This is a genomic window from Tardiphaga sp. 709, from assembly GCF_032401055.1.
In the GTDB taxonomy this organism is placed as follows: Bacteria; Pseudomonadota; Alphaproteobacteria; order Rhizobiales; family Xanthobacteraceae; genus Tardiphaga.
In genome coordinates this window covers 135,148-155,173 of record NZ_CP135529.1, presented here as the reverse complement: position 1 = coordinate 155,173, position 20,026 = coordinate 135,148, and the positions used below count along the sequence as shown (strand labels likewise).

Here is a 20,026-nt window from a genome sequence, read left to right as displayed (position 1 = left end):
TGGCGATTTGAATTTCAGGATTGTGCGATGAGTTTGCCGCCACAGGACGCCACTGCGCTGTCCAAGACCTGGACCGAAGGCGTGTTGCTGAAACGCGACGTGTTCTCGACCATCGAGCGCGGCCGCTATCGCACGTCATCGGGCGAAGTCGATGCGGTGCTGCGTCGGCTCGACCAGGTGCCGTGGTGGTCCTATCTACTGGCGCTGCATCTGTTCACGCGGGAACGTCGCGCACTGACGCTGGCGCGTGATCTGCGCGTCGGACCTGAATTGCTCTGGGCTGGCGACCGCGCGCTGGTGCGTGGCTTCATCGACGGTGTCGCACTGCATCTCGCCAAGCCGCATCACGATGCGCGCTATTTCAAATCCGCGAAGCTGGCGCTACGCAAGCTGCATCGCATGGGCGTGTGCCACAACGATCTCGCCAAGGAGCAGAACTGGCTGCGCGGCAGCGATGGCCTCGCTTACGTCACCGACTTCCAGCTCGCGGTCTGCTTCAAGTCTCGCAGCCAGTTGTTTCGCATCGCCGCCTATGAAGATCTGCGTCACCTCCTGAAGCACAAGCGCACTTACGCGCCGGAGCTGCTGACGCCGAAGGAAAAGGCGATCCTGTCGAAGAAGTCGCTGCCGGCACGGATCTGGCTGATGACCGGCAAGAAGGTCTATCGCGCCATCACACGCGGCATCTTCAATTTCACCGACCGCGAAGGCGGCGGCAAGCGTCTGGTCAACGATGCGCCGCCGCTGCTGGAGATCATCAAGCAGAACCCGGCAGTGCGCGACGCGTCGATCGTGGCGTTCGCCGATCGCCGTACCGGCGTCGGGCTCTATGCTTTCGTGGAGGCTGATGACGTCGCGCTGGAAACAAAGCTGCAGGGTGAACTGGCTGCCGCAAAGGGGACGAAGCCGCCTGAGCATCTGCAGGTCGTCACAGCCCTGCCCCGTGACGCCTCCGGCCGCATTCGCACCGAGGTGCTGCAACTGGTGGCGATGAACCAGGTCGATCTGCTGGAGCCGCTGATGACCAGCGACGCCGACCGCGCGTTCCTGAAGGGCATTCTGGAGTCGCGGAAGAACCTGCGCGACCGTTTCAACTTCGAGACGACAGACCAGAAGCTGACGTCACACTGAGCGCGACGCGCGCCACAGTGTCCACAGCGTCCGCAACCGCGGTCTGACATTGAGCTCGAACGGATCGTGATCCACTCGGGCCATCTGCGCCAGATCGTATTTCACCAGTGCCATCGGCAGGAACGCTGCGCGCGCAGCCGGTGCTACATCCGCAAGCATTCCCTGCGCTGTCGCGAGTTGTTCCTGCGCACCTGATATCAGCCGATCCAGCGTTGCGCGGATACCGGGCGTCATCTTGCCGGCAAACATCTGATCGGCGCTGCTGCCGTTCTGCAGCAGCATGTCCTGCGGAATGAACAACTGCCGCCGCATCGTGTCATAGGGCAGACGCGTAATGATCCGCGCGACGCCTTGGGCCAGCCCGGCATGCTCGGCGACATGAGCGCTGGCCTCAGACCCGTCGCCGAGAATCTTTGCCGATGAGAACAACAGTGTCCCGAGCGTATCGCGAAAGTGGCTCTCCAGCAGCGCGAGATCCGGCATCGGGTCGTTGTAGAGATCGAAAATGTGCACATCGATCAGCTTGGACAGCCTGTCGACGGACAGATTGTGCGCGCGGATCGCTAACAGTAATTCGGCAGCAACGGGGTTCTGTTCGACATCGCCATGACCTGCGCCGGCCAGCATGTCGGTCCACCATTGCAGCCGGATCTCGCCGGGCAACGGTTGTTTCACGAGCTCGCGGACGCGGGTAATTTCCGTATTGAACGCATAGAGCGCCAGCAGCGAACGGCGCTTGTCGGCAGGCACGAACAAGGTCGCCGCGTAGCGGTCAAAGTCGTGGCTGCGCACCAGCTCCGCGCAGAAAGCCGCGGAGCTCTGATCAGCACCACTCATGGCACCGCGATCAATGCAGCGGCAACGCGGCGGCGCTCGCCCATCATGACGTTATAGGTGCGGATCGCAGGACCGGTTTGCATCGCGTCGATCACCACATGCAGATTGCGCAAGGCACTGCGAAGATCGTTCGGGACGATCCAGACCTCGTTGCCGGTGCCGATGATCAGCGTGTCGATGCCTGCCGCGCCTTCGAACACGCGCCGCAGCGAATGGCGGTCAATGTCACTGGCCTTGGTGACCGACCACGCCCACACCGCATCGGGCAGGCACAGCAGCGAGCCCTGATGCGACATGGTGTCGAAGTGGAAGCCACCCTTGCCGTAGGCTTCGATGGCGGCCGAGCGCGGAAGGTGCGGCGCTTCGGGATCGACCGGCATCTCAGGGCTTCGGCTTCGCGGCGGGCTTGTCGGCGTCTTCGCGGTGTTCGCCGACGCCGAGATAGATCAGCAGCGGCGCGGCGATGAAGATCGAGGTGTAGGTGCCGACCAGCACGACGCCGAAGATCATGACGGCGGTGAAGGAGTGGATCGCCTGGCCGCCAAACGCGTAGAGCGCCAGCAGCGCCAGCGTCACGGTGACGTGGGTGATGATCGAACGCGACAGCGTCGAATTGATCGACTCGTTCAGCAGCTCCGGCATCGGCATCTTCTTGTAGCGACGCAGAATCTCGCGAATACGATCGTAGATGACCACGGTGTCATTCAGCGAATAACCGAGGATGGTCAGCAGCGCCGCAATACTGGTGAGATCGAAGTCGACTTGTGTGATCGACATGAAGCCGATCGTCAGCACGATATCGTGGACGTTGGCGATCATGGCGCCCAGGGCGAACTGCCATTCGAAGCGGAACCAGAGATAGATCAGGATGCCCATGATCGCGACGATCAGGCCGAGCATGCCGTAAGCCAGCAATTCGCCGGAGACGCGCGGACCCACCACTTCGACGCGGCGATATTCGACGCTGTCACCGAGGGCTGCACGAACCTTCTGAACGGCGGCCTGCTGCGCGGCATCGCCACCCGGCTGTTCGGCCAGACGGATCAGCACGTCGGCCGCGCCGCCGAACTGCTGCAGCTGCACGTCGCCGAGTTGCAGGGCGGCGAGCGTCGAGCGCATCGCGCTGATATCGGCCGTACCGGATTTGGCCTGGACTTCGAGCAGCGTGCCACCCTTGAAGTCGATGCCGAAATTCAGTCCGTGCGTGAAGAACAGCACGATGGCGAGGATCGACAGCAGCGCCGAGATCGGGAACGAGATGCGGCGGAAGCGCGTGAAATCGAACTTCGTATCGTCGGGGACGATGCGGAGCGACGGCAACAGATCGAAGATCGCCACGATCGACAGAATGACGATCAGCGCGCCCAGACCTGCCAGAACCATTTGTGTCGTTGTCAAAATCTGCTCCGTAAACTCAAATCGGCACGCTGGTCGGCCGCTTCCACCTGACCCAGCCGGCGACGATCAGACGGGTCACGGTGAAGGCCGTGAAAACCGTTGTGATGATGCCAATGCCAAAGGTCACGGCGAAGCCGCGGACCGGTCCGGTGCCGATGTAAAACAGCACCGCAGCGGCGATGAAGGTCGTGATGTTGGAATCCAGAATGGTCGCCAGCGCGCGCTTGAAGCCGGCATCGATCGCCGAAATGGCGGTGCGGCCGGCGCGCAACTCCTCGCGGATGCGCTCATAGATCAGCACGTTCGAGTCCACGGCGATGCCGACCGTCAGCACGATGCCAGCGATGCCGGGCAGCGTCAGCGTGGCGTTGAGCAGCGACAGGATACCGAAAATCATCAGAACGTTGATGGTCACCGCGATATTGGCGAACAGGCCGAACAGGCGGTAGGTCAGCAGCATGAAGACGATAACGAGGATCGACCCGACATAGGCCGCAAGCTCGCCCTTGGCGATCGAGTCGGCGCCGAGACCGGGGCCAACGGTACGCTCCTCGATGATGCTGAGCGGCGCAGGCAGCGCGCCGGCACGCAGCAGGATCGCCAGATCGTTGGCGCCCTGCACGGTGAAGCTGCCGGAGATCTGGCCGGAGCCGCCGGTGATCGGCTCGCGAATGACCGGGGCCGACACCACTTCGTTGTCGAGCACAATGGCGAAGGGCAGATTGACGTTCTTCACCGTGGCATCGGCAAACTTGCGCGCGCCGGACGTGTTGAAACGGAACGAGACGATCGGCTCGTTGGTGCGCTGATCGAAGCCCGGCTGCGCATCGGTCAGGTCAGCGCCCGAGACCAGCACTTCCTTCTTCACGAGATACGGCGTCTTCGGAGATTGCGAGCTCATCAAGAGTTCGGAGTCCGGCGGCACCCTGCCTTGTGCCTGCTCGGCCGGGAGCGAGGTGTCGACCATGCGGAAGTCGAGCTTCGCGGTCTTGCCCAGCAATTCCTTGAGGCGGGTCGGGTCCTGTAGGCCCGGCACCTGCACCAGAATGCGATCGAGGCCCTGACGCTGGATCAGCGGTTCGACGGTGCCGAGTTCGTTGACGCGGCGCTCGACGATCTGGATCGATTGCTCGACGGACTGGCGGATGCGGTCATTGATCGCTGCCGGCGGCACCGAAAGACGGATCAGGCCGTTGCCTGCGTCCGAGACTTCCAAGCTGCGCTGGCCGCTTTGCCCCATCAGGCCGCCGAGCGGCTGTGACAGTTCGCGCAGCTTGCTGAGCGCGGTCTGATATTCGGTGTCCTTGGTGATACGGACTTCGACATTGTCGCCGCGAACGCCGAGACCGGTATAAACGATCTTGGCATCACGCAGCGTGCGGCGGACGTCGTCGCGCACCTGATCGAGCTTGTCCTTCTTGACCGAATTGGCATCGACTTCGAGCAGGATGTGCGAGCCGCCCTGCAAGTCGAGGCCCAGCACCAGATGGCGCTGCGCCCATTTCGGCCAGGTTTTCACGGTGGCTTCGGGGAAGAAATTCGGAACCGCGCACAGGCAGACCACGAGCGCCGTCAGAATGACCGCCAGCGCCTTCCACCGCGTGAAATACAACATCGAGATGATCCGTCAGATTCTTGAAATGGCGACGCGCAAACGCATCAGCTCGCGGCCGCGTCGTCCTTGGCATCAGCCTTGTCCGCCTTCTCCTTGGCGGGCTCACCCTTGGTGCGCACGCCCGAGATCATCGTGCGGAGCTGACGTACGCGAACGCCTTCGGCGAGTTCGAACTCAACCTGCTCGTCATCAACCACCTTGGTGACCTTGCCGACCAAACCGCCCGAGGTGACGATGGTGTCGCCACGACGGATGTTCTTCACCATCTCGGCGTGGTCCTTCACCTTCTTCTGCTGCGGACGCAGGATCAGGAAATACATGATCACGAAGATCAGCGCGAAAGGCAGCAGCGACATCAGCATGCTGTTGGTGTCGCCGCCGGCTGCAGCCTGGGCAAACGCAGGGGTAATGAACATCGGGAAGTCCTCGTAAACGCTGGGGAATAAACCGGCGACGCGTCGGCGTTCGGCCGGTTTGGGTAAATTCGCGCGGACTATAGCGGCCGGCGTCCCAATTGCAACGCCGGTAAACCCTCTGATTTGTCTGCGATTTGTACCGCTTGCGGATGTGTTCCGGGCTCGATATGGGTGCGCGCCGAGGAAAGTCAAAAATGTCAAAAAAGCCCAATAAAACAAGCCGCCGCCCTGCCAAAAAGGCCCCTGCGACCCGCACGTCCAAGACCGTCCGCACGACCGCGGCAAAACGTCCGCGACCAGCCGCCGCCGCCCAGATCGATGAGCGGATCGCGCTCGCCCTTGAGGCCATTGCCGCCGGCATGGCTGCGGCGGCGCCGAAGTTGTCCAACGCTGATTCTCTGGGCAGCGCCGAAGCCTTTATCTGGCATCCCGACGGCCGCCTTGCGCCGGTGCCGAAGGTCTCGAGGGTCGATATCGGCCTGCTGCAGGGCATCAACCAGCAGGTCGACACCCTGATCGAGAACACCCGACGCTTCGCCAACGGCCTGCCGGCCAACAACGCGCTGCTCTGGGGCGCGCGCGGCATGGGCAAGTCATCGCTGGTCAAGGCCGCGCATGCCTCAGTCAATGCCAGCAAGTCCGTCGCTGGTCGTCTCAAGCTGGTCGAGATTCATCGCGAGGACATCGAGAGCCTGCCGGCGCTGATGGAACAGATCCGCGCCTCGGATTTTTATTTCATCGTGTTCTGCGATGATCTTTCTTTCGACGGCAACGATGCGTCCTACAAATCGCTGAAAGCCGTATTGGAAGGCGGCATCGAAGGCCGGCCGGACAACGTGATCCTCTATGCGACCTCGAACCGCCGCCATCTTCTGGCGCGCGAGATGATCGAGAACGAACGCTCGACCGCCATCAATCCCGGCGAAGCGGTCGAAGAGAAGGTGTCGCTGTCGGATCGTTTCGGCCTCTGGCTCGGCTTCCACAAATGCAGCCAGGACGAATATCTCGACATGGTGCGCGGCTATTGCAGCCACTATGGCCTCAAGACCGACGCCGCCGAGCTGGAGCGAGACGCATTGGAATGGTCGACCACCCGTGGCTCGCGCTCAGGTCGCGTGGCCTGGCAGTTCGTGCAGGAGCTCGCTGGCCGTCTCGGCGTGAAGCTCGCCACAAAGTAAAGGCAAATGCCGCCCCGTCATGACAACGGGGCGGCATTCGACTCGCCCTAGGCGAGGCTTCGCAACTCACGCGCTGCCGCGACCATATTCACGAGCGCAGGCCGCACCTCCTCCCATTTCCGGGTCTTCAGCCCGCAATCGGGATTGATCCAGAGCTGGGAGTCCGCCAGCCGCTGCCGTGCAAGCTTCAGCAGATCGAGCATGTCGCGCGTTTCAGGCACCCGCGGCGAGTGGATGTCATAGACCCCAGGACCTATCTCGTTCGGATACTTGTAGGTCCTGAACGCATCGAGCAGCTCCATCTTCGATCGTGACGTTTCGATGGAGATCACATCGGCATCCATGGCACCGATCGCATCGATGATGTCGTTGAACTCCGAGTAACACATATGAGTATGGATCTGCGTGTCATCCCGCACGCCTGACGAACAGATGCGGAAGCTCTCCACGGCCCAATCGAGATAGGACTTCCATTCCGATTTGCGCAGCGGAAGCCCTTCGCGGAGTGCCGCTTCGTCGATCTGGATCATGCCGGCGCCAGCTTTCTCCAGATCCGTCACCTCATCGCGGATCGCGAGTGCGATCTGGCGACACGCGACTTCGCGGGGAATGTCATCGCGCACGAACGACCAGTTCAGGATCGTGACGGGCCCCGTCAGCATGGCCTTCATCGGCCTCTCGGTGAGCGACTGCGAATATTGCCACCATTCGACGGTCATCGGATGCGGCCGGGACACGTCTCCGAACAGCACGGGAGGCCGCACATAGCGGGAGCCATAGGACTGCACCCAGCCATGCTTGGTGAAGGCGAAGCCGGAAAGTTGCTCGCCAAAATACTGCACCATGTCGTTGCGCTCGAACTCGCCATGCACCAGCACGTCGAGACCGATATTCTCCTGCCAGCGAACCGCCCTCGCCGTCTGGTTCTGCAGGAACGTCTTGTAGGCGGCATCGCTGAGTGTACCCCTGACATGGGCTCCGCGTGCGTTTCTCACTTCCGTGGTCTGCGGAAACGAGCCGATGGTCGTTGTCGGGAATGCCGGCAGCTTGAAGCGTCGATGCTGATCGGCCGCACGTGTGGCAAAGTCATTGCCGCGACGTCGCATGGTCGCATCAACAGCGGCGACACGCTTGGCGACAGCAAGATCGTGGATCTTCGACGATGCCAATCGCGCAGCCGCCGCGGCATCCGACGCGGCAAGCGTTGCAGCGACATCCGCGCGGCTGCCAGCCAGCGCCGATCCGAGCGCGGCCAACTCCTCCATCTTCTGGACCGAGAAAGCCAGCCAACTTTTGACGTCCGGATCGAGATCATTCTCAAGGCCCAGATCAATCGGCACATGCAGCAGCGAACAGGACGGCGCGAGTTCCACGCGATCCCGCCCTAGCAGATCGACCATGGGCTCCAGCCCATCAAGCAGGCTGGACAGATCGGACCGCCAGATATTGCGGCCATCGATCACGCCGAGCGAGAGGATCATGTCCTTCCGCGCCTTCGCAGCGACTTCATCGAACTGGTCCGATCCACGGACCAGATCGAGATGAAGTCCGGCGACGGGAAGCGACAGGGCCAGATCGAGGTTATCGCCAAGTTCGCCAAAGTAAGTGTTTAGCATGATCCTGAGCTGCGGGACCGCTTCTGCAAAGGCAGCGTAGGTCCGCTGCAGCGCTTGCCGGGCGAGTGCATCGAGATCGAGCACGAGACACGGCTCATCCAGTTGCACCCATTCGGCCCCTTTGTCGGCCAGTTCGCCGAGTACCTCGACATAGACGGGCAGCAATCGATCGAGCAGCGTCACCGGGTCGAATGAAGCATCCATACTCTTGGCCAGTTTGAGATAGGTCACAGACCCAACCAGCACAGGTCGTGTCTGATAACCCAGCGATCTCGCCTCCTCGTACTCCTTGATCGGCTTGCGCGATGCGAGACTGAAGGTCTGATCCTGCGCCAGTTCAGGCACCATGAAATGGTAGTTGGTATCAAACCATTTGGTCATCTCCTGTGCTGGTACGCCTTGCGACGTATCATGCGTATGAGAGCCGTGCGTGCAGGCCTCGTCATGCGCATCGCCTTGTGATCCACGCGCCATGGCAAAATAGGTCGCGAAGGAAACGTCTCCTCCCTTCCAGCCATAGACCTTCGGAATGGCGCCTACCATGACGCTGGTATCGAGTACCTGATCGTAGAATGAGAAGTCGTTCGACGGCATAACCGTGATCCCGAGCGACTTCTGACGTGCCCAGTTTGCGGCACGCAGCCCGACGCCGACATCGATCAGCGCATTCTCGTCGATTGCACCGGACCAATAGCTTTCCAGCGCCATCTTGAGCTCACGCCGCGGACCGATCCGTGGCGTTCCCAAAGTAGCAACAGGAAGCGAGGACGTAGATTTGGCAGAAGACTTGGAAGAAGTAGACTTTGACACAGTAGACATGGCTTAACCCCAATGATTGGGGGCAAAAGGCCAAAGTGACACGTCTGGATTCCACGACGGCAGTCGCGGAATCGCAACCGCACCACCGGGACACCCCGCCCGAGGACGTTTATGTTGTCGAGGCAGGTCTCCTGGCTCGCGGGTCAATGCTGCTGTCCGGCCTTCCCAAAACCTTTGCAGGTCTCAGTGACTTTAATGGACAGCGGCTCACCGCTTACAGTTGCGGGGGCAGCTCCGGCCTTGGCTTAACGCCTCACCGGCTTCCCTCTTAGCTTCGGGCAAACCTTCCCGAAGAACCACGACATGTCCACATATGGGCAACATCGCGCGGCAGTCAACCGAGCTTGCGTGCGCAAGCTGCCCACTCGCAGCAGCGCGTTGAAGACTCCGGAGCTGGAGTGGGCCGTAGCCCCGAGATCAAACGCAGCAAGCCCGGCACGAGGCCGGGCTTGCTTAAATGCGAACTACACTTCGTGGATTGCGCTTACGCCCCGTTGAGGAACTGCAGCGGATCGACCGGCGACGAGCCCTTGCGGATCTCGAAGTGAAGCTGCGGCGAAGTAACCTCACCAGACTGGCCGGACTTGCCGATCACCTGACCGCGCTTGATGGTCTCGCCACGCTTCACCATCAGCTCACTCGCATGGGCATATGCGGTGACGTAGCCGTTGGAGTGACGAACGAGGACCAGATTGCCGTAACCCTTCAGCTCGTTGCCGGAATAGGCAACGACGCCATCTTCGGCAGCCTTGATCGGCGTGCCTTCCGGCACGGCGACGTTGATGCCGTCGTTGGACTTGCCATTGGTCTTGGCGCCATAGCCTGTGACCACGCGGCCGCGCACCGGCCAACGGAACGTCGGCAAAGCGCCGGTTGCGTCAGCGGCTTTAGTCGGCGATTCCGGCGCGGTTTCTTCAGGCGTCGTCGTGGCACTTGCCAGACGGGCCTTCTGTGCGGGCTCGGCAGAAGCAACACGGGCCACGGCAGCGGACGTAACCGCGCCAACCGGGGCGGCCGTCACGGCTGCGACGGGCGCAGCAAGCGGCGCGGCCGCGGGAGCCGCAGAAGCCGTACGCGCCCCCGGTATCGTAATCTTGGAGCCGAGCTTCAACTGGGCAGTCGGCGCCAGACCATTGGCGCGTGCGAGTTCGGCCACCGACACGTTGTTCCGGCGCGAGATGCTCATCAGCGTATCACCGCGATTGACAAAATGCGTGGTCGACGCGCCGACAGCAGGTTTGTTCGGAGCAGCAGCAACGGCCGGAGTTGCCGCAGCGCCCTGGCGCGGAATGATCAGCGACTGGCCGGGCGACAGCGCGCGGGGACCCTTGTAGCCATTGGCCTGCAGGATCGCGGCCGACGAGACGTTGTAGCGCTTCGCCAGACCGTCGAGCGTATCGCTGGTGCCGACGATGATCGAGGTGCCGCCATCACGGGCAAGGCCGTTGGTCGCTGCAACCGAGCGCGGCGCCGTGGAGCCGGTGGTTTCGATCGGCGCACGTGCGGGCGGCGGCGTATACATACCGTTGCCGCCCCCGCTGACGGGTGCAGCCGACGCAACCGGACGAGATGTCGGCGCCGAGATCGGCGGCGGCAAAGCCTGGGATTGATACTGCGGCTGCGGATTATAGGCCGGGCGCTGATACTGCGGCAGTTCCTGGCGCTCGACCGGCGCGCGTGGTGCGCGCTGCGGCACCGAGCCGGTGGTTTCGCCTTGCCAGCCAAAGCCACGGGACTGACCTGAGTCAAAATTTGGATTCTGAGATAGGCGTGTCTGCATGTCGGCGCTGCAGCCGGCAAAACCGATAGACATCAGCGCCAGCACCGCGACCTGCGGAGCGCGGCGCGAGTAAAGCAACTCGACAACGCTGGACATTGGTTACTCACTCATACGCAACAAACAACTGAATTGAGTAAACACCGTCTCCGTTACCAAGCCTTTAACCTTGCGACCAACACGTGACAGCCGTTCACGAACTTTTTCAGAGTTCGCGCGCGATGCCCGGAAGTGCTGGCACAAAACGCACGTCCACGAGGTCCTTTCGCTCCAATCCATCCCCGGTTTTGCGGATCCGGACCAGGGTCTGGACGCCATTGTGAGGACCAACCGGCGCAAGCAGAATACCCCCCTCCTCAAGTCGGTCGGTCAGCGCCGCGGGCACCTCCTCCACAGCGGCGGTCACGATGATCCGGTCGAACGATCCGAGATTGGCAGCCGGATTGAGCCCATCGCCGAGCATGACCTCGATATTGTGGAGGCCGAGCGCCTCCAACCGGGTCCGGGCAGCATCGGCCAGCGTGCGATAACGCTCGATGCTCAGCACGTCGCGGACGAGCTTTGACAGGATCGCGGCCTGGTAGCCCGATCCCGTGCCGACCTCGAGCACACGGTGACCAGCATTCAACTGCAGCTGTTCGGTCATATAGGCGACCACGAAGGGCTGGCTGATGGTTTGGCCACAGGCGATGGCCAAGGCCGTATCCCGCCAGGCATGGGCACGATCGTTCGGCTCGACGAAGCGATCACGGGGAATATCCTCCATTGCGCGCAGCACCAGCCGATCGCTGATCCCACGGCGCCGCAGACCAAGCTGAAAGGTCATCTGTTCAGGCGGCTGTCCGACGGTAATCATGGAAATGCCTCACGCAGCACAGGTTAGAAACACTCTCGATCTAGCAAAGATAGATTGATGTATTTCTGCGATCGGAACCGGGATAGCCTAACGATAACTTTTATTGTTCCGCGCGCGGAACCAGCAACATACCAGCCTGTTATGGGCGGGGCGCTGAAATCCTGATCTTGCTCTATCTGGTACCGAACACGCGACTGCGTCTTTGGGTCACGAAAATGGCAATGCGTCGAGATTGCGTTCAACCCGGGAATTTGCGATTTTGTTCAGAGGATTGGGGCAAGGAAACCGGCCATGACTGCAACGAACCCGCCGGGCGGCTCCGTCTTCCTGGTCGAAGACGAGGTCATGATCCGCATGATGGTCGCCGATATGCTTGAGGAACTCGGCTACAGCGTGGCCGCCGAAGCCGGTGACATCAACGAAGCGATCAAGCTGGCTGGTACTGCCAAGTTCGACATTGCGATCCTCGACGTCAACGTCAACGGCAAGGTGATTTCACCGGTCGCCGAGGTGATCGCATCGCGCAACCGCCCGTTCATCTTCGCGACTGGCTACGGCGCGCAAGGCCTGCCGGAAGAATTTCGTGACCGCCCGACGCTGCAGAAGCCGTTCCAGATGGAAACGCTGGCGCAGGTGCTGTCGACGACGCTCAAGGGCGTCGCGGTCTAAGCGAGCCCCTAGCCTATCTCGAAATCTCAGCCGAGCGCCTTGGTCAGCGCTTCGGAGAATACATCATCCGTGCGATCGAGACGCAGCGGCGTAACTGAGACATAACGCGCAGCAAGGGCTGCGAGATCGGTGCCCTCCAGCGGTGCTTCCGCGGCGACGATGCGCTCGAAACCGATCCAGAAATACGGATTGTTGCGGCCATCCCGCCGCTCATCGACGCGCAGAAAGCCCTGATTGCGCTTGCCCTGCCGGGTGACGACGACACCTTTCACCTCGTCGGCCGCGCAGGCCGGGAAGTTGACGTTGATGACGGTGTTCTTCGGCACGCTCGCCTTGATGACCTTACGCAGTACGTCAGGTCCGAATTTCAGCGCGGTCTCCCATTGCGGATTGTGACGCGTTTCCATCGAGAATTCCTGGCTCAGCGCCACCGACGGAATGCCGAGAATGGTGCCCTCGAGCGCACCGGCGATGGTACCGGAATAGACCACGTCCTCGGCGACGTTGCGGCCCTTGTTGACGCCGGACAATACGAGATCTGGCTGCTTGTCTTTCAGGATATGACGCGCGCCCATGATGACGCAGTCGGTCGGCGTGCCGCGCACGGCATAATGCCGGGGGCCGACTTCGCGCAGGCGCAGCGGATCATTCAGCGACAATGAATGCGACACACCGGATTGATCGAGCTCGGGCGCGACCACCCAGACGTCGTCGGACAATTCCTTGGCGATCTGCTCGATGATCTTCAGGCCAGGGGCGTGAATGCCGTCGTCATTGGTGCAGAGAATGCGCATTCGTGAGGTGCCTTTTCGATCGGGAGGGCCGCTGGCCGGCACCGGTTTTTGCCAGCATGTGCCCGCTTTTGCCACCCCCATTTTGGGCGCGGCTTGTGCGCTACCGGGCTGTCTCGAAGGCGATTTTTCCCGCGAGCCGGAACATTTCGACGTCGCCGGGATTTTTAACTTAGGTAGGTGAGTGCCAGTTGCGTCTGAAGCATGCGCGCTCGACCCGGATGGCCTTGGTCGCAGCGCCCCACAGGGCGACGGAGATGGCGAGACAGCTCGAACGGGTGTTGATCATCGGATTGCCGGCGATCGCGGTTGTCGCCCTGACGGGGTGGCTGCTGCTTCCCAGATTGGCCGAGACCAAGCCCGATCTCACCCTCAATACGGCGGTGATGGCGACAATGCCCGACGAGCTGAGTGAGGAGGACTTTGCCAAACCCACTCCTTCACAACTCGTCAGTGTCCCCGACGCCGCCGAGCTCAACCGTCTCAGCCTCTCCCGCCAATCGTTTCGCCGCGGTGGCCTCGGTTCCAGGGCGCTGATGACGTTCACCGTGCGCAACGCCAACGACTATCCGGTCAAGGATCTCGAAATCGCTTGCGCCTTCCGCAGCAGGGATGGGCGTTATGTGACGGAGCGTCGCCGCGTCATCGCGGAGACCGTCAGCACGAAAAGCCGCAAAGCGTTTCCGATGACGCATATGGGCTTTGTCAACATAAAAGCCGAAAAAGCCAAATGCGCGCTAGTCACAGCCAGCCGCGCCTGAGCAGCTGGCAAGCGACGACGCCTAGCCGGCCTGAACCACCTTGAGCCCGCCCATATAGGGCTGCAGCACATCCGGCACGGCAATCGAGCCGTCTTCCTGCTGATAGTTTTCCATCACGGCGATCAGCGCGCGGCCGACAGCCGTGCCCGACCCGTTCAGCGTGTGCACGAAGCGCGGCTTGCCGTCCGGCCCGCGCGAGCGCGCATCCATGCGTCGCGCCTGGAAATCGCCGCAGACCGAGCAGGATGAGATCTCGCGATAAGCGCCGCCCTCGCCCTGGCCCGGCATCCAGACCTCGATGTCGTAGGTCTTCTGCGCAGCGAAGCCCATATCACCGGTGCACAGCGTCATCACGCGGTAATGCAGGCCAAGCCGGCGTAGCACTTCCTCGGCGCAGGACAGCATGCGCTCATGCTCGTTCTTGCTTTCCTCAGGCGTGGTGATCGAAACCAGTTCGACCTTGGTGAACTGGTGCTGGCGGATCATGCCACGCGTATCGCGGCCGGCAGCGCCAGCCTCGGCGCGGAAGCACGGCGTCAGCGCCGTCATCCGCAGCGGCAGCTCCTTTTCGTCGACGATGGATCTCGCGCACGAGATTGGTGAGTGGGACTTCGGCGGTGGGGATGAGCCAATAGCCCTGTCCCTCATTGCCGATCGCACCGGCGGCGAATTGATCATCGCGAAACTTCGGAAGCTGCGCAGTGCCAAACATCGCATCGTCGCGAACCAAGAGCGGTGGGTTCACTTCCGTGTAGCCATGCTCATTCGTATGCAGATCGAGCATGAACTGCCCGATGGCACGCTCGAGCCGCGCGAGCCCCTTTTTCAATACGACGAAGCGCGCCCCCGACAGTTTGGCCGCCGCCTCGAAATCCATAAAGCCCATGGCTTCGCCGATGTCGTAATGCGCCTTCGGCGAAAAGGCGTAGTTGCGTTTGGCACCGAAGTGATGGCGCTCCACATTGCCGTGTTCGTCGACACCATCAGGCACTTCGTCGAGCGGCAGGTTCGGGATTTCGGCAAGCGCGACCTTGAGCTTATCCTCGGCGTCCTTCACCGCGGCCTCCATGGCCGGCATCGTGGTCTTGAGCTCGGTGACCTCGGCCATCAGCGCATTGGCGCGCGCCTCGTCCTTGGTCTTCTTGGCCTCGCCGATTTCCTTCGAGGCCGCATTGCGCCGGGCCTGTGCCTGCTCGGACGCCAGGATCGAAGTGCGGCGGCTCTCATCGATTGCCAGCAGCGATGCCGACAGCGGCGCCAGTCCCCGCCGCTTCAGCGCAGCGTCGAAAGCTTCGGGATTGTCGCGGATCGATTTGATGTCGTGCATGACGGGATTCCTGAGCGAAAGCGGCTCTGAGTACCCTGAATAGCTGACATTTGGAACATCAAATGGGCCGGCACAGGGTTTGGAAACAACCCTACTCCGCCGGCGTCACATCCGTGCCGGTCTCCGCAGCCTTGGCTGCAGCCGCCTTGGCGGCATTCTTCTCGACCATGCTGACGGCGATGATCGAACCTTCGTAGAGGATCAGCAGCGGAATCGCGAGGGAAGCCTGGCTGATCACGTCAGGCGGCGTCAGCACGGCGGCGATGACGAAAGCGATGACGATGAAGTAACGACGCTTCTCGCGCAGCTGCTTCGAGGTCAGGATGCCGATGCGGCCGAGCAGTGTCAGGATCACCGGCAACTGGAAGGCGATGCCGAAGGCGAAGATCAGCGACATCATCAGCGAGAGATATTCGCCGACTTTGGGCAGCAACGCGATCTGCGCGGTCTCGGCACCGCCGGCCTGCTGCATGCCCAGCGAGAACCGGATCAGCATCGGGAGCACGAGGAAATAGACCAGCAGCGAGCCCAGCGCGAAAAAGATCGGCGTCGCGATCAGATACGGCAGGAACGCGCCCTTCTCGTGCTTGTAGAGGCCAGGCGCCACGAACATGTAGATCTGCGCGGCAATCACCGGAAACGAGATGAAGCCGGCGCCGAACATCGCGAGCTTGAGCTGGGTCAGGAAGTATTCCAGCAGTGCCGTGTAGATGAATTTCGAGTTCTCGGGGCCGGCGACCCAGACGAACGGCCAGACCAGCACGTTGTAGATCTGCTTGGCGAAGAAGAAGCAGAAGATGAAGGCCACCGCGAATGCGAGCAGCGCCTTGATCAGCCGCGACCGCAGCTCGATCAGGTGATCCATCAAGGGAGCCTTGGAGGCTTCGATATCTTCGGCACTCATGACGCTTTGGCGTCCTTCAGAACGTCGGGACTGGCCGCGTCGGGCGCTGTTGCGCCATCATTGGCGGCAGCGTGGGTTTCGACTGGCGACGGCTGAACTTCCCGGGTAATGGCCAGTGGCTCGTTGACCGCGGCAGTTTCCTGCGCATGCGTTTCGGCCTCAACGAAGGTCTCCGGTGTCGGCAGCTCAGGCGTGGTGGGCACGGCCGGAGGCGTATCGAGATTGTCGGCCTTGTCGATGGCCATGGCGTCGCTGACGTCCTTGGTCAGCGAGGTCATGATATTATTGGTGGTGAAGCCGGAGGCGGCGTCCTTAACGTCGTCGAAAGCCTTCTTGACGTCGGCCATTTCGGCTTCGCGCATCGCCTCGTTGAACTGGCCCTGGAATTCCGAGGCCATCTTGCGGGCCTTGCCCATCCACTGCCCGACCATGCGCAGCACGCCGGGCAATTCCTTCGGGCCGATGGCGATCAGCGCGACGACCGCGATGACGACCAGTTCACTCCACCCGATATCGAACATGAAAAAATCCGCTCACGCGGGGCTGGACAAGCCCGCGTCTCCTTCAATGGCCGCCACGATCCCTCAGGACAATCCCTTCGGAACCTCAGACAACCTTGCTGCCGACGTCCGTACGGTTGGCGGTCGGCGCCGGCGGGGTCTGGTCGATGGTGCGGACCGGCTCGGTCGGCTTGTCTGCCGGCTTGTCGTCGTCCGCCATGCCCTTCTTGAAGGCCTTGATACCCTGCGCAACGTCGCCCATCAGGTCGGAAATCTTGCCGCGCCCGAACAACAGCAGGACCACTCCGATCACGACGATCCAGTGCCAAATGCTGAGTGAACCCATCCTGCTAACCCTCCAAACACGCGGCCAGTCGCCCGGCCTGATCTGACCGGAACGTAGGCTGCGGGGGTGTCAAAAACAAGGACTTAACCCTCGTGGAATCGCGGATGTCGCGGCGCAATGCCGCGAGCGTTAATGCCGCGATCAATGCTTGCGGTCGTCGTCCCGGTCGGTTGCGTCCGGCTCAGCGTCATCCGGCTCATCTTCGTCCTGATCGTCCTCGTCAAGCTCGTCGTCCGAATCGTCTTCATCGTCGTCGAGTTCGGCGGTCTCGGGCTCTGCGGCCTCGGCCGCTTCCGCTCCGGTCTCTGCCTCGATCACGTCGAGATCACCGGTTTCGAGTTCCGCGACGTCGGCAACTTCGCTCACTGGCTCCACGACATCGGCCGTTTCGGTGAATTCGGCCTTCGCCTCGGCAAAATCCTCCGCGTCACCAGCAAATTCGACGGTGCCGGTCTCCGGCTCCTTGAGCTGCAATTCGGGGAATTCCGGATCGGGCGCTGACAGCGCCAGTTCCAGTTCGCCGCCCTCCAGGGGATCTTCGTCCTCGCGGAGCGTCGGATCGTCGGACGGATTGGGAACGCTAAAGCCGGACGGCAGCCGCGAATCCAAGAGGCCGGTGCCCTTCAATTCCTCGAGGCCGGGCAGATCGCCGAGTGCCTCCAGGCTGAATTGCGACAGGAAGCTTTCGGTGGTGCCGAAGGTCAGCGGCCGGCCCGGCGTCTTGCGACGGCCACGTGGCTTGATCCAGCCGGTTTCCAGCAGAACGTCGAGTGTCCCCTTGGACGTGATGACGCCGCGAATGTCTTCGATTTCGGCGCGCGTCACCGGCTGATGATAAGCGACGATCGCGAGCACTTCGATCGCCGCACGCGACAGCTTGCGGGTTTCGGTCGTCTCGCGGGTCATCAGCCAGGACAGGTCACCGGCAGTGCGGAACGTCCACTTGTTGGCGACGCGAACCAGATTGACGCCGCGCATGGCGTAATCGGCCTGCAACTGCGCCAGTGCCGCCTTGATATCGACGCCATCCGGCATGCGCTTGGCCAGCGCGGACTGGTCGAGCGGCTCGGTGGATGCGAACAACAGCGCTTCGAGCAGGCGTAATTCTTCGGGGCGCGCCTCCGACTGGACCTCGGATTGTCCCTCGGTGTGCACGATCTGATCCTCGACATCGTCGATGCGTTTCTCGGCGAGGCTTGCCATGTCTGGATCTCCTTCTTCCACTTACTCGGCCGGAACTTCCGGCTCCACCTGCACAGGCTGGGCGATGTGCTTGCGGAAATACAAAGGCGCGAATGCTTCTTTCTGGCTGAGGTCGAGCGTGCCCTCACGGACCAGTTCAAGCGCAGCTGCAAAACTCGAGGCCATCACCGTCGCGCGCTGCGCGGGGTCGGCGACATAGGCCAGCAGGTATTCGTCGAGACGGCTCCAGTCCTCTGCCATGCCGACCAACCGTTCCAGCGAGGCGCGCGCTTCACTCAGCGACCAAACGGTGCGCTTGGCGAGATGGACGCGCGTCAGCACGCGAGCCTGGCGCTGGGTCGCATAGGCCGACAGCAGGTCGTAAAGCGTCGCCGTAAAGCGCGGATGCTTCACCTCGGCGATCGACTCAGGAACGCCGCGCGGAAAGATGTCGCGGTTGAGCTGCGGCCGGGTCATCAGCCTGTTCGAGGCTTCGCGGATGGCTTCGAGGCGGCGCAGCCGGTTGGCCAGCGCGGTCGCCATATCCTCGGCGCTCGGGCCTTCGCCCGGCACCGTCGTATCCGGCAGCAGCAGGCGCGACTTCAGGAACGCCAGCCACGCCGCCATCACCAGATAGTCGGCAGCCAGTTCCAGACGGATCTTCCGCGCGGCTTCGATGAACAGCAGATACTGGTCGGCCAGCGCGAGAATCGAAATTTTGTGCAGGTCAACCTTCTGCTGACGTGCGAGCGCAAGCAACAGGTCGAGCGGGCCTTCGTAGCCTTCGACGTCGACGACCAGCGCCGGCTCGTCGTCGGGAACGACCTCAGCCGGCAGTCCGGTCTCAAACGACAAAATCTCAGCGCTCATGCACTTGCTCCTGCTCGAGCGATCAAGGCGTCCAGTTCCGCGCGTCCGGCGGCGCGGTCGAACGGCTGCGGCTGACGGCGGGCGGCGACGGCCGCCCTGGCGCGCTCCAGCGCCTTCCCGGTGAGAACCGGGGTTTCGCTGACGACGTCACGCATCTCGTCCAGCTTGCCGTTGCAATGCAGGACCATGTCGCACCCGGCGTTGACGATCGCCCGCGTGCGTTCCGCGATCGATCCCGCCAGAGCATTCATGGACACGTCATCACTCATCAACAAACCCTGGAACCCGATACTGCCGCGAATCACCTGTTCGATGATTGTCGCAGAAGTCGTGGCCGGTTGGGTGGCATCCAGAGCGCTAAACACAACATGTGCAGTCATCGCCATCGGCAAATCGGCCAGTGGACGAAATGCCTCGAAATCAGAGGCTTCGAGCTCACTCTTCGCGTTATCTACGATCGGCAATTTGAAATGGGTGTCGGCCGTAGCCCGACCATGGCCGGGAATGTGTTTGAGGACCGGTAGAATGCCACCTTGCGACAGACCATCGGTCACGGCGCGGGCAATAATCGCGACCTTGCGGGGCTCGGTGCCGTAGGCGCGATTGCCGATCACGGCATCAGCGCCCTCCACGGGGACGTCTGCCAGCGGCAGGCAATCAACGGTGATGCCGAGATCCACAAGATCACTCGCAATGAGCCGTGAGCTGAGCCAGGCCGCCCTGAGGCCCGCTTCCGGCTCGGCATCGTAGAGAACACTGAACACTGCGCCAGGCGGATAGACCGGCCAATGCGGCGGCCCCAAACGCTGCACACGGCCGCCTTCCTGATCGATCAGGACCGGCGCATCCAGATCACCGGTCGCGCCGCGCAATTCCTCCACAAGTCGAGTAACTTGGGCAGGATTATCAACATTACGCTTGAAGAGAATGAAGCCCCACGGCCGTTCCGCACGCAGAAATGCGCGCTCTTCAGCGGTCAATTCCAGACCAGATACACCGGTGATGAATGCGCGTGTGCTCATGGGGCCGATTA

At 62.0% G+C, this 20,026-nt stretch carries 19 protein-coding genes, 1 pseudogene and 1 riboswitch; of the genes and pseudogenes, 4 read left to right on the top strand and 16 right to left on the bottom strand.

Going from position 1 to position 20,026, the window contains the following annotated elements; all coding sequences use genetic code 11:
• The first annotated feature begins 27 nt into the window (after positions 1-27).
• Entirely contained in the window at positions 28-1,131 is a 1,104-nt protein-coding gene (locus RSO67_RS00765) for a serine/threonine protein kinase (RefSeq protein ID WP_315841931.1), read from the top strand.
• On the opposite strand, the gene RSO67_RS00760 is transcribed toward RSO67_RS00765, so the two are convergent.
• The 5 genes from RSO67_RS00760 to yajC are packed head-to-tail and all read right to left on the bottom strand — an operon-like array spanning position 1,123 to position 5,397.
• Positions 1,123-1,968 (bottom strand): phytoene/squalene synthase family protein, encoded by an 846-nt coding sequence (locus RSO67_RS00760; protein ID WP_315841930.1) that lies wholly within the window; start codon positions 1,966-1,968, stop codon positions 1,123-1,125. The genes RSO67_RS00765 and RSO67_RS00760 overlap by 9 nt on opposite strands.
• Positions 1,965-2,348 (bottom strand): Mth938-like domain-containing protein, encoded by a 384-nt coding sequence (locus tag RSO67_RS00755; protein ID WP_315841929.1) that lies wholly within the window; start codon positions 2,346-2,348, stop codon positions 1,965-1,967. Before RSO67_RS00755 ends, RSO67_RS00760 begins: the two co-directional genes overlap by 4 nt.
• Position 2,349: 1 nt before the next feature.
• Positions 2,350-3,351, bottom strand: a complete 1,002-nt coding sequence (gene secF, locus RSO67_RS00750) for a protein translocase subunit SecF (protein ID WP_170849718.1) — start codon at positions 3,349-3,351, stop codon at positions 2,350-2,352.
• 31 nt (positions 3,352-3,382) lie between these two features.
• The gene (gene secD / locus RSO67_RS00745) at positions 3,383-4,981 is read right to left on the bottom strand and encodes a protein translocase subunit SecD (protein WP_231080757.1); all 1,599 of its coding nucleotides are present in this window, start codon (positions 4,979-4,981) and stop codon (positions 3,383-3,385) included.
• Positions 4,982-5,025: 44 nt separating this feature from the next.
• The gene (gene yajC / locus RSO67_RS00740; protein ID WP_093758697.1) at positions 5,026-5,397 is read right to left on the bottom strand and encodes a preprotein translocase subunit YajC; all 372 of its coding nucleotides are present in this window, start codon (positions 5,395-5,397) and stop codon (positions 5,026-5,028) included.
• 194 nt (positions 5,398-5,591) lie between these two features.
• Between yajC and RSO67_RS00735 the strand changes: the two genes are divergently transcribed.
• Positions 5,592-6,575 carry an ATP-binding protein gene (locus RSO67_RS00735; protein ID WP_315841928.1) on the top strand — a complete coding sequence of 328 codons (984 nt, stop codon included), beginning with the start codon at positions 5,592-5,594 and terminating at the stop codon, positions 6,573-6,575.
• 47 nt (positions 6,576-6,622) lie between these two features.
• Here RSO67_RS00735 and metE read toward each other — a convergent pair whose 3' ends face one another.
• The 3 genes from metE to RSO67_RS00720 form a co-directional block, all read right to left on the bottom strand.
• The gene (gene metE, locus RSO67_RS00730; protein WP_315841927.1) at positions 6,623-9,010 is read right to left on the bottom strand and encodes a 5-methyltetrahydropteroyltriglutamate--homocysteine S-methyltransferase; all 2,388 of its coding nucleotides are present in this window, start codon (positions 9,008-9,010) and stop codon (positions 6,623-6,625) included.
• Between the two features lie 103 nt (positions 9,011-9,113).
• Positions 9,114-9,326: riboswitch (cobalamin riboswitch) on the bottom strand.
• Positions 9,327-9,494: 168 nt separating this feature from the next.
• Positions 9,495-10,886, bottom strand: coding sequence for a peptidoglycan DD-metalloendopeptidase family protein (locus RSO67_RS00725; protein ID WP_315841926.1), 1,392 nt, complete (start codon positions 10,884-10,886; stop codon positions 9,495-9,497).
• 106 nt (positions 10,887-10,992) lie between these two features.
• Positions 10,993-11,643, bottom strand: a complete 651-nt coding sequence (locus RSO67_RS00720; RefSeq protein ID WP_315841925.1) for a protein-L-isoaspartate(D-aspartate) O-methyltransferase — start codon at positions 11,641-11,643, stop codon at positions 10,993-10,995.
• A 291-nt stretch (positions 11,644-11,934) separates the two neighbouring features.
• On the opposite strand from RSO67_RS00720, the gene RSO67_RS00715 reads away from it, so the two are divergent.
• Positions 11,935-12,312, top strand: a complete 378-nt coding sequence (locus tag RSO67_RS00715) for a response regulator (RefSeq protein ID WP_089264477.1) — start codon at positions 11,935-11,937, stop codon at positions 12,310-12,312.
• Positions 12,313-12,338: 26 nt separating this feature from the next.
• On the opposite strand, the gene surE is transcribed toward RSO67_RS00715, so the two are convergent.
• A complete protein-coding gene (surE, locus tag RSO67_RS00710; protein WP_089264478.1) occupies positions 12,339-13,106 on the bottom strand; it encodes a 5'/3'-nucleotidase SurE in 768 nt (255 codons plus the stop codon).
• A 254-nt stretch (positions 13,107-13,360) separates the two neighbouring features.
• Between surE and RSO67_RS00705 the strand changes: the two genes are divergently transcribed.
• The gene (locus RSO67_RS00705) at positions 13,361-13,864 is read left to right on the top strand and encodes a hypothetical protein (RefSeq protein ID WP_315841924.1); all 504 of its coding nucleotides are present in this window, start codon (positions 13,361-13,363) and stop codon (positions 13,862-13,864) included.
• A gap of 21 nt (positions 13,865-13,885) precedes the next feature.
• On the opposite strand, the pseudogene serS reads toward RSO67_RS00705, so the two are convergent.
• From serS to nagZ, 7 genes and pseudogenes are all read right to left on the bottom strand, one after another.
• Positions 13,886-15,191, bottom strand: a pseudogene (gene serS / locus RSO67_RS00700) (serine--tRNA ligase).
• 91 nt (positions 15,192-15,282) lie between these two features.
• Positions 15,283-16,095 (bottom strand): twin-arginine translocase subunit TatC, encoded by an 813-nt coding sequence (tatC, locus tag RSO67_RS00695; RefSeq protein ID WP_315841923.1) that lies wholly within the window; start codon positions 16,093-16,095, stop codon positions 15,283-15,285.
• Complete coding sequence (gene tatB, locus RSO67_RS00690; RefSeq protein WP_315841922.1) at positions 16,092-16,616, bottom strand: Sec-independent protein translocase protein TatB; 525 nt, start codon at positions 16,614-16,616, stop codon at positions 16,092-16,094. Before tatB ends, tatC begins: the two co-directional genes overlap by 4 nt.
• A gap of 85 nt (positions 16,617-16,701) precedes the next feature.
• A complete protein-coding gene (locus RSO67_RS00685; protein ID WP_068730798.1) occupies positions 16,702-16,941 on the bottom strand; it encodes a twin-arginine translocase TatA/TatE family subunit in 240 nt (79 codons plus the stop codon).
• Positions 16,942-17,082: 141 nt separating this feature from the next.
• Positions 17,083-18,144, bottom strand: coding sequence for an SMC-Scp complex subunit ScpB (gene scpB, locus RSO67_RS00680; RefSeq protein WP_315841921.1), 1,062 nt, complete (start codon positions 18,142-18,144; stop codon positions 17,083-17,085).
• Between the two features lie 21 nt (positions 18,145-18,165).
• Positions 18,166-18,993 (bottom strand): segregation and condensation protein A, encoded by an 828-nt coding sequence (locus RSO67_RS00675; protein ID WP_089264484.1) that lies wholly within the window; start codon positions 18,991-18,993, stop codon positions 18,166-18,168.
• Positions 18,990-20,015, bottom strand: a complete 1,026-nt coding sequence (gene nagZ / locus RSO67_RS00670) for a beta-N-acetylhexosaminidase (RefSeq protein ID WP_315841919.1) — start codon at positions 20,013-20,015, stop codon at positions 18,990-18,992. The genes RSO67_RS00675 and nagZ overlap by 4 nt, the downstream gene beginning before the upstream one ends.
• Between the last annotated feature and the right edge of the window lie 11 nt (positions 20,016-20,026).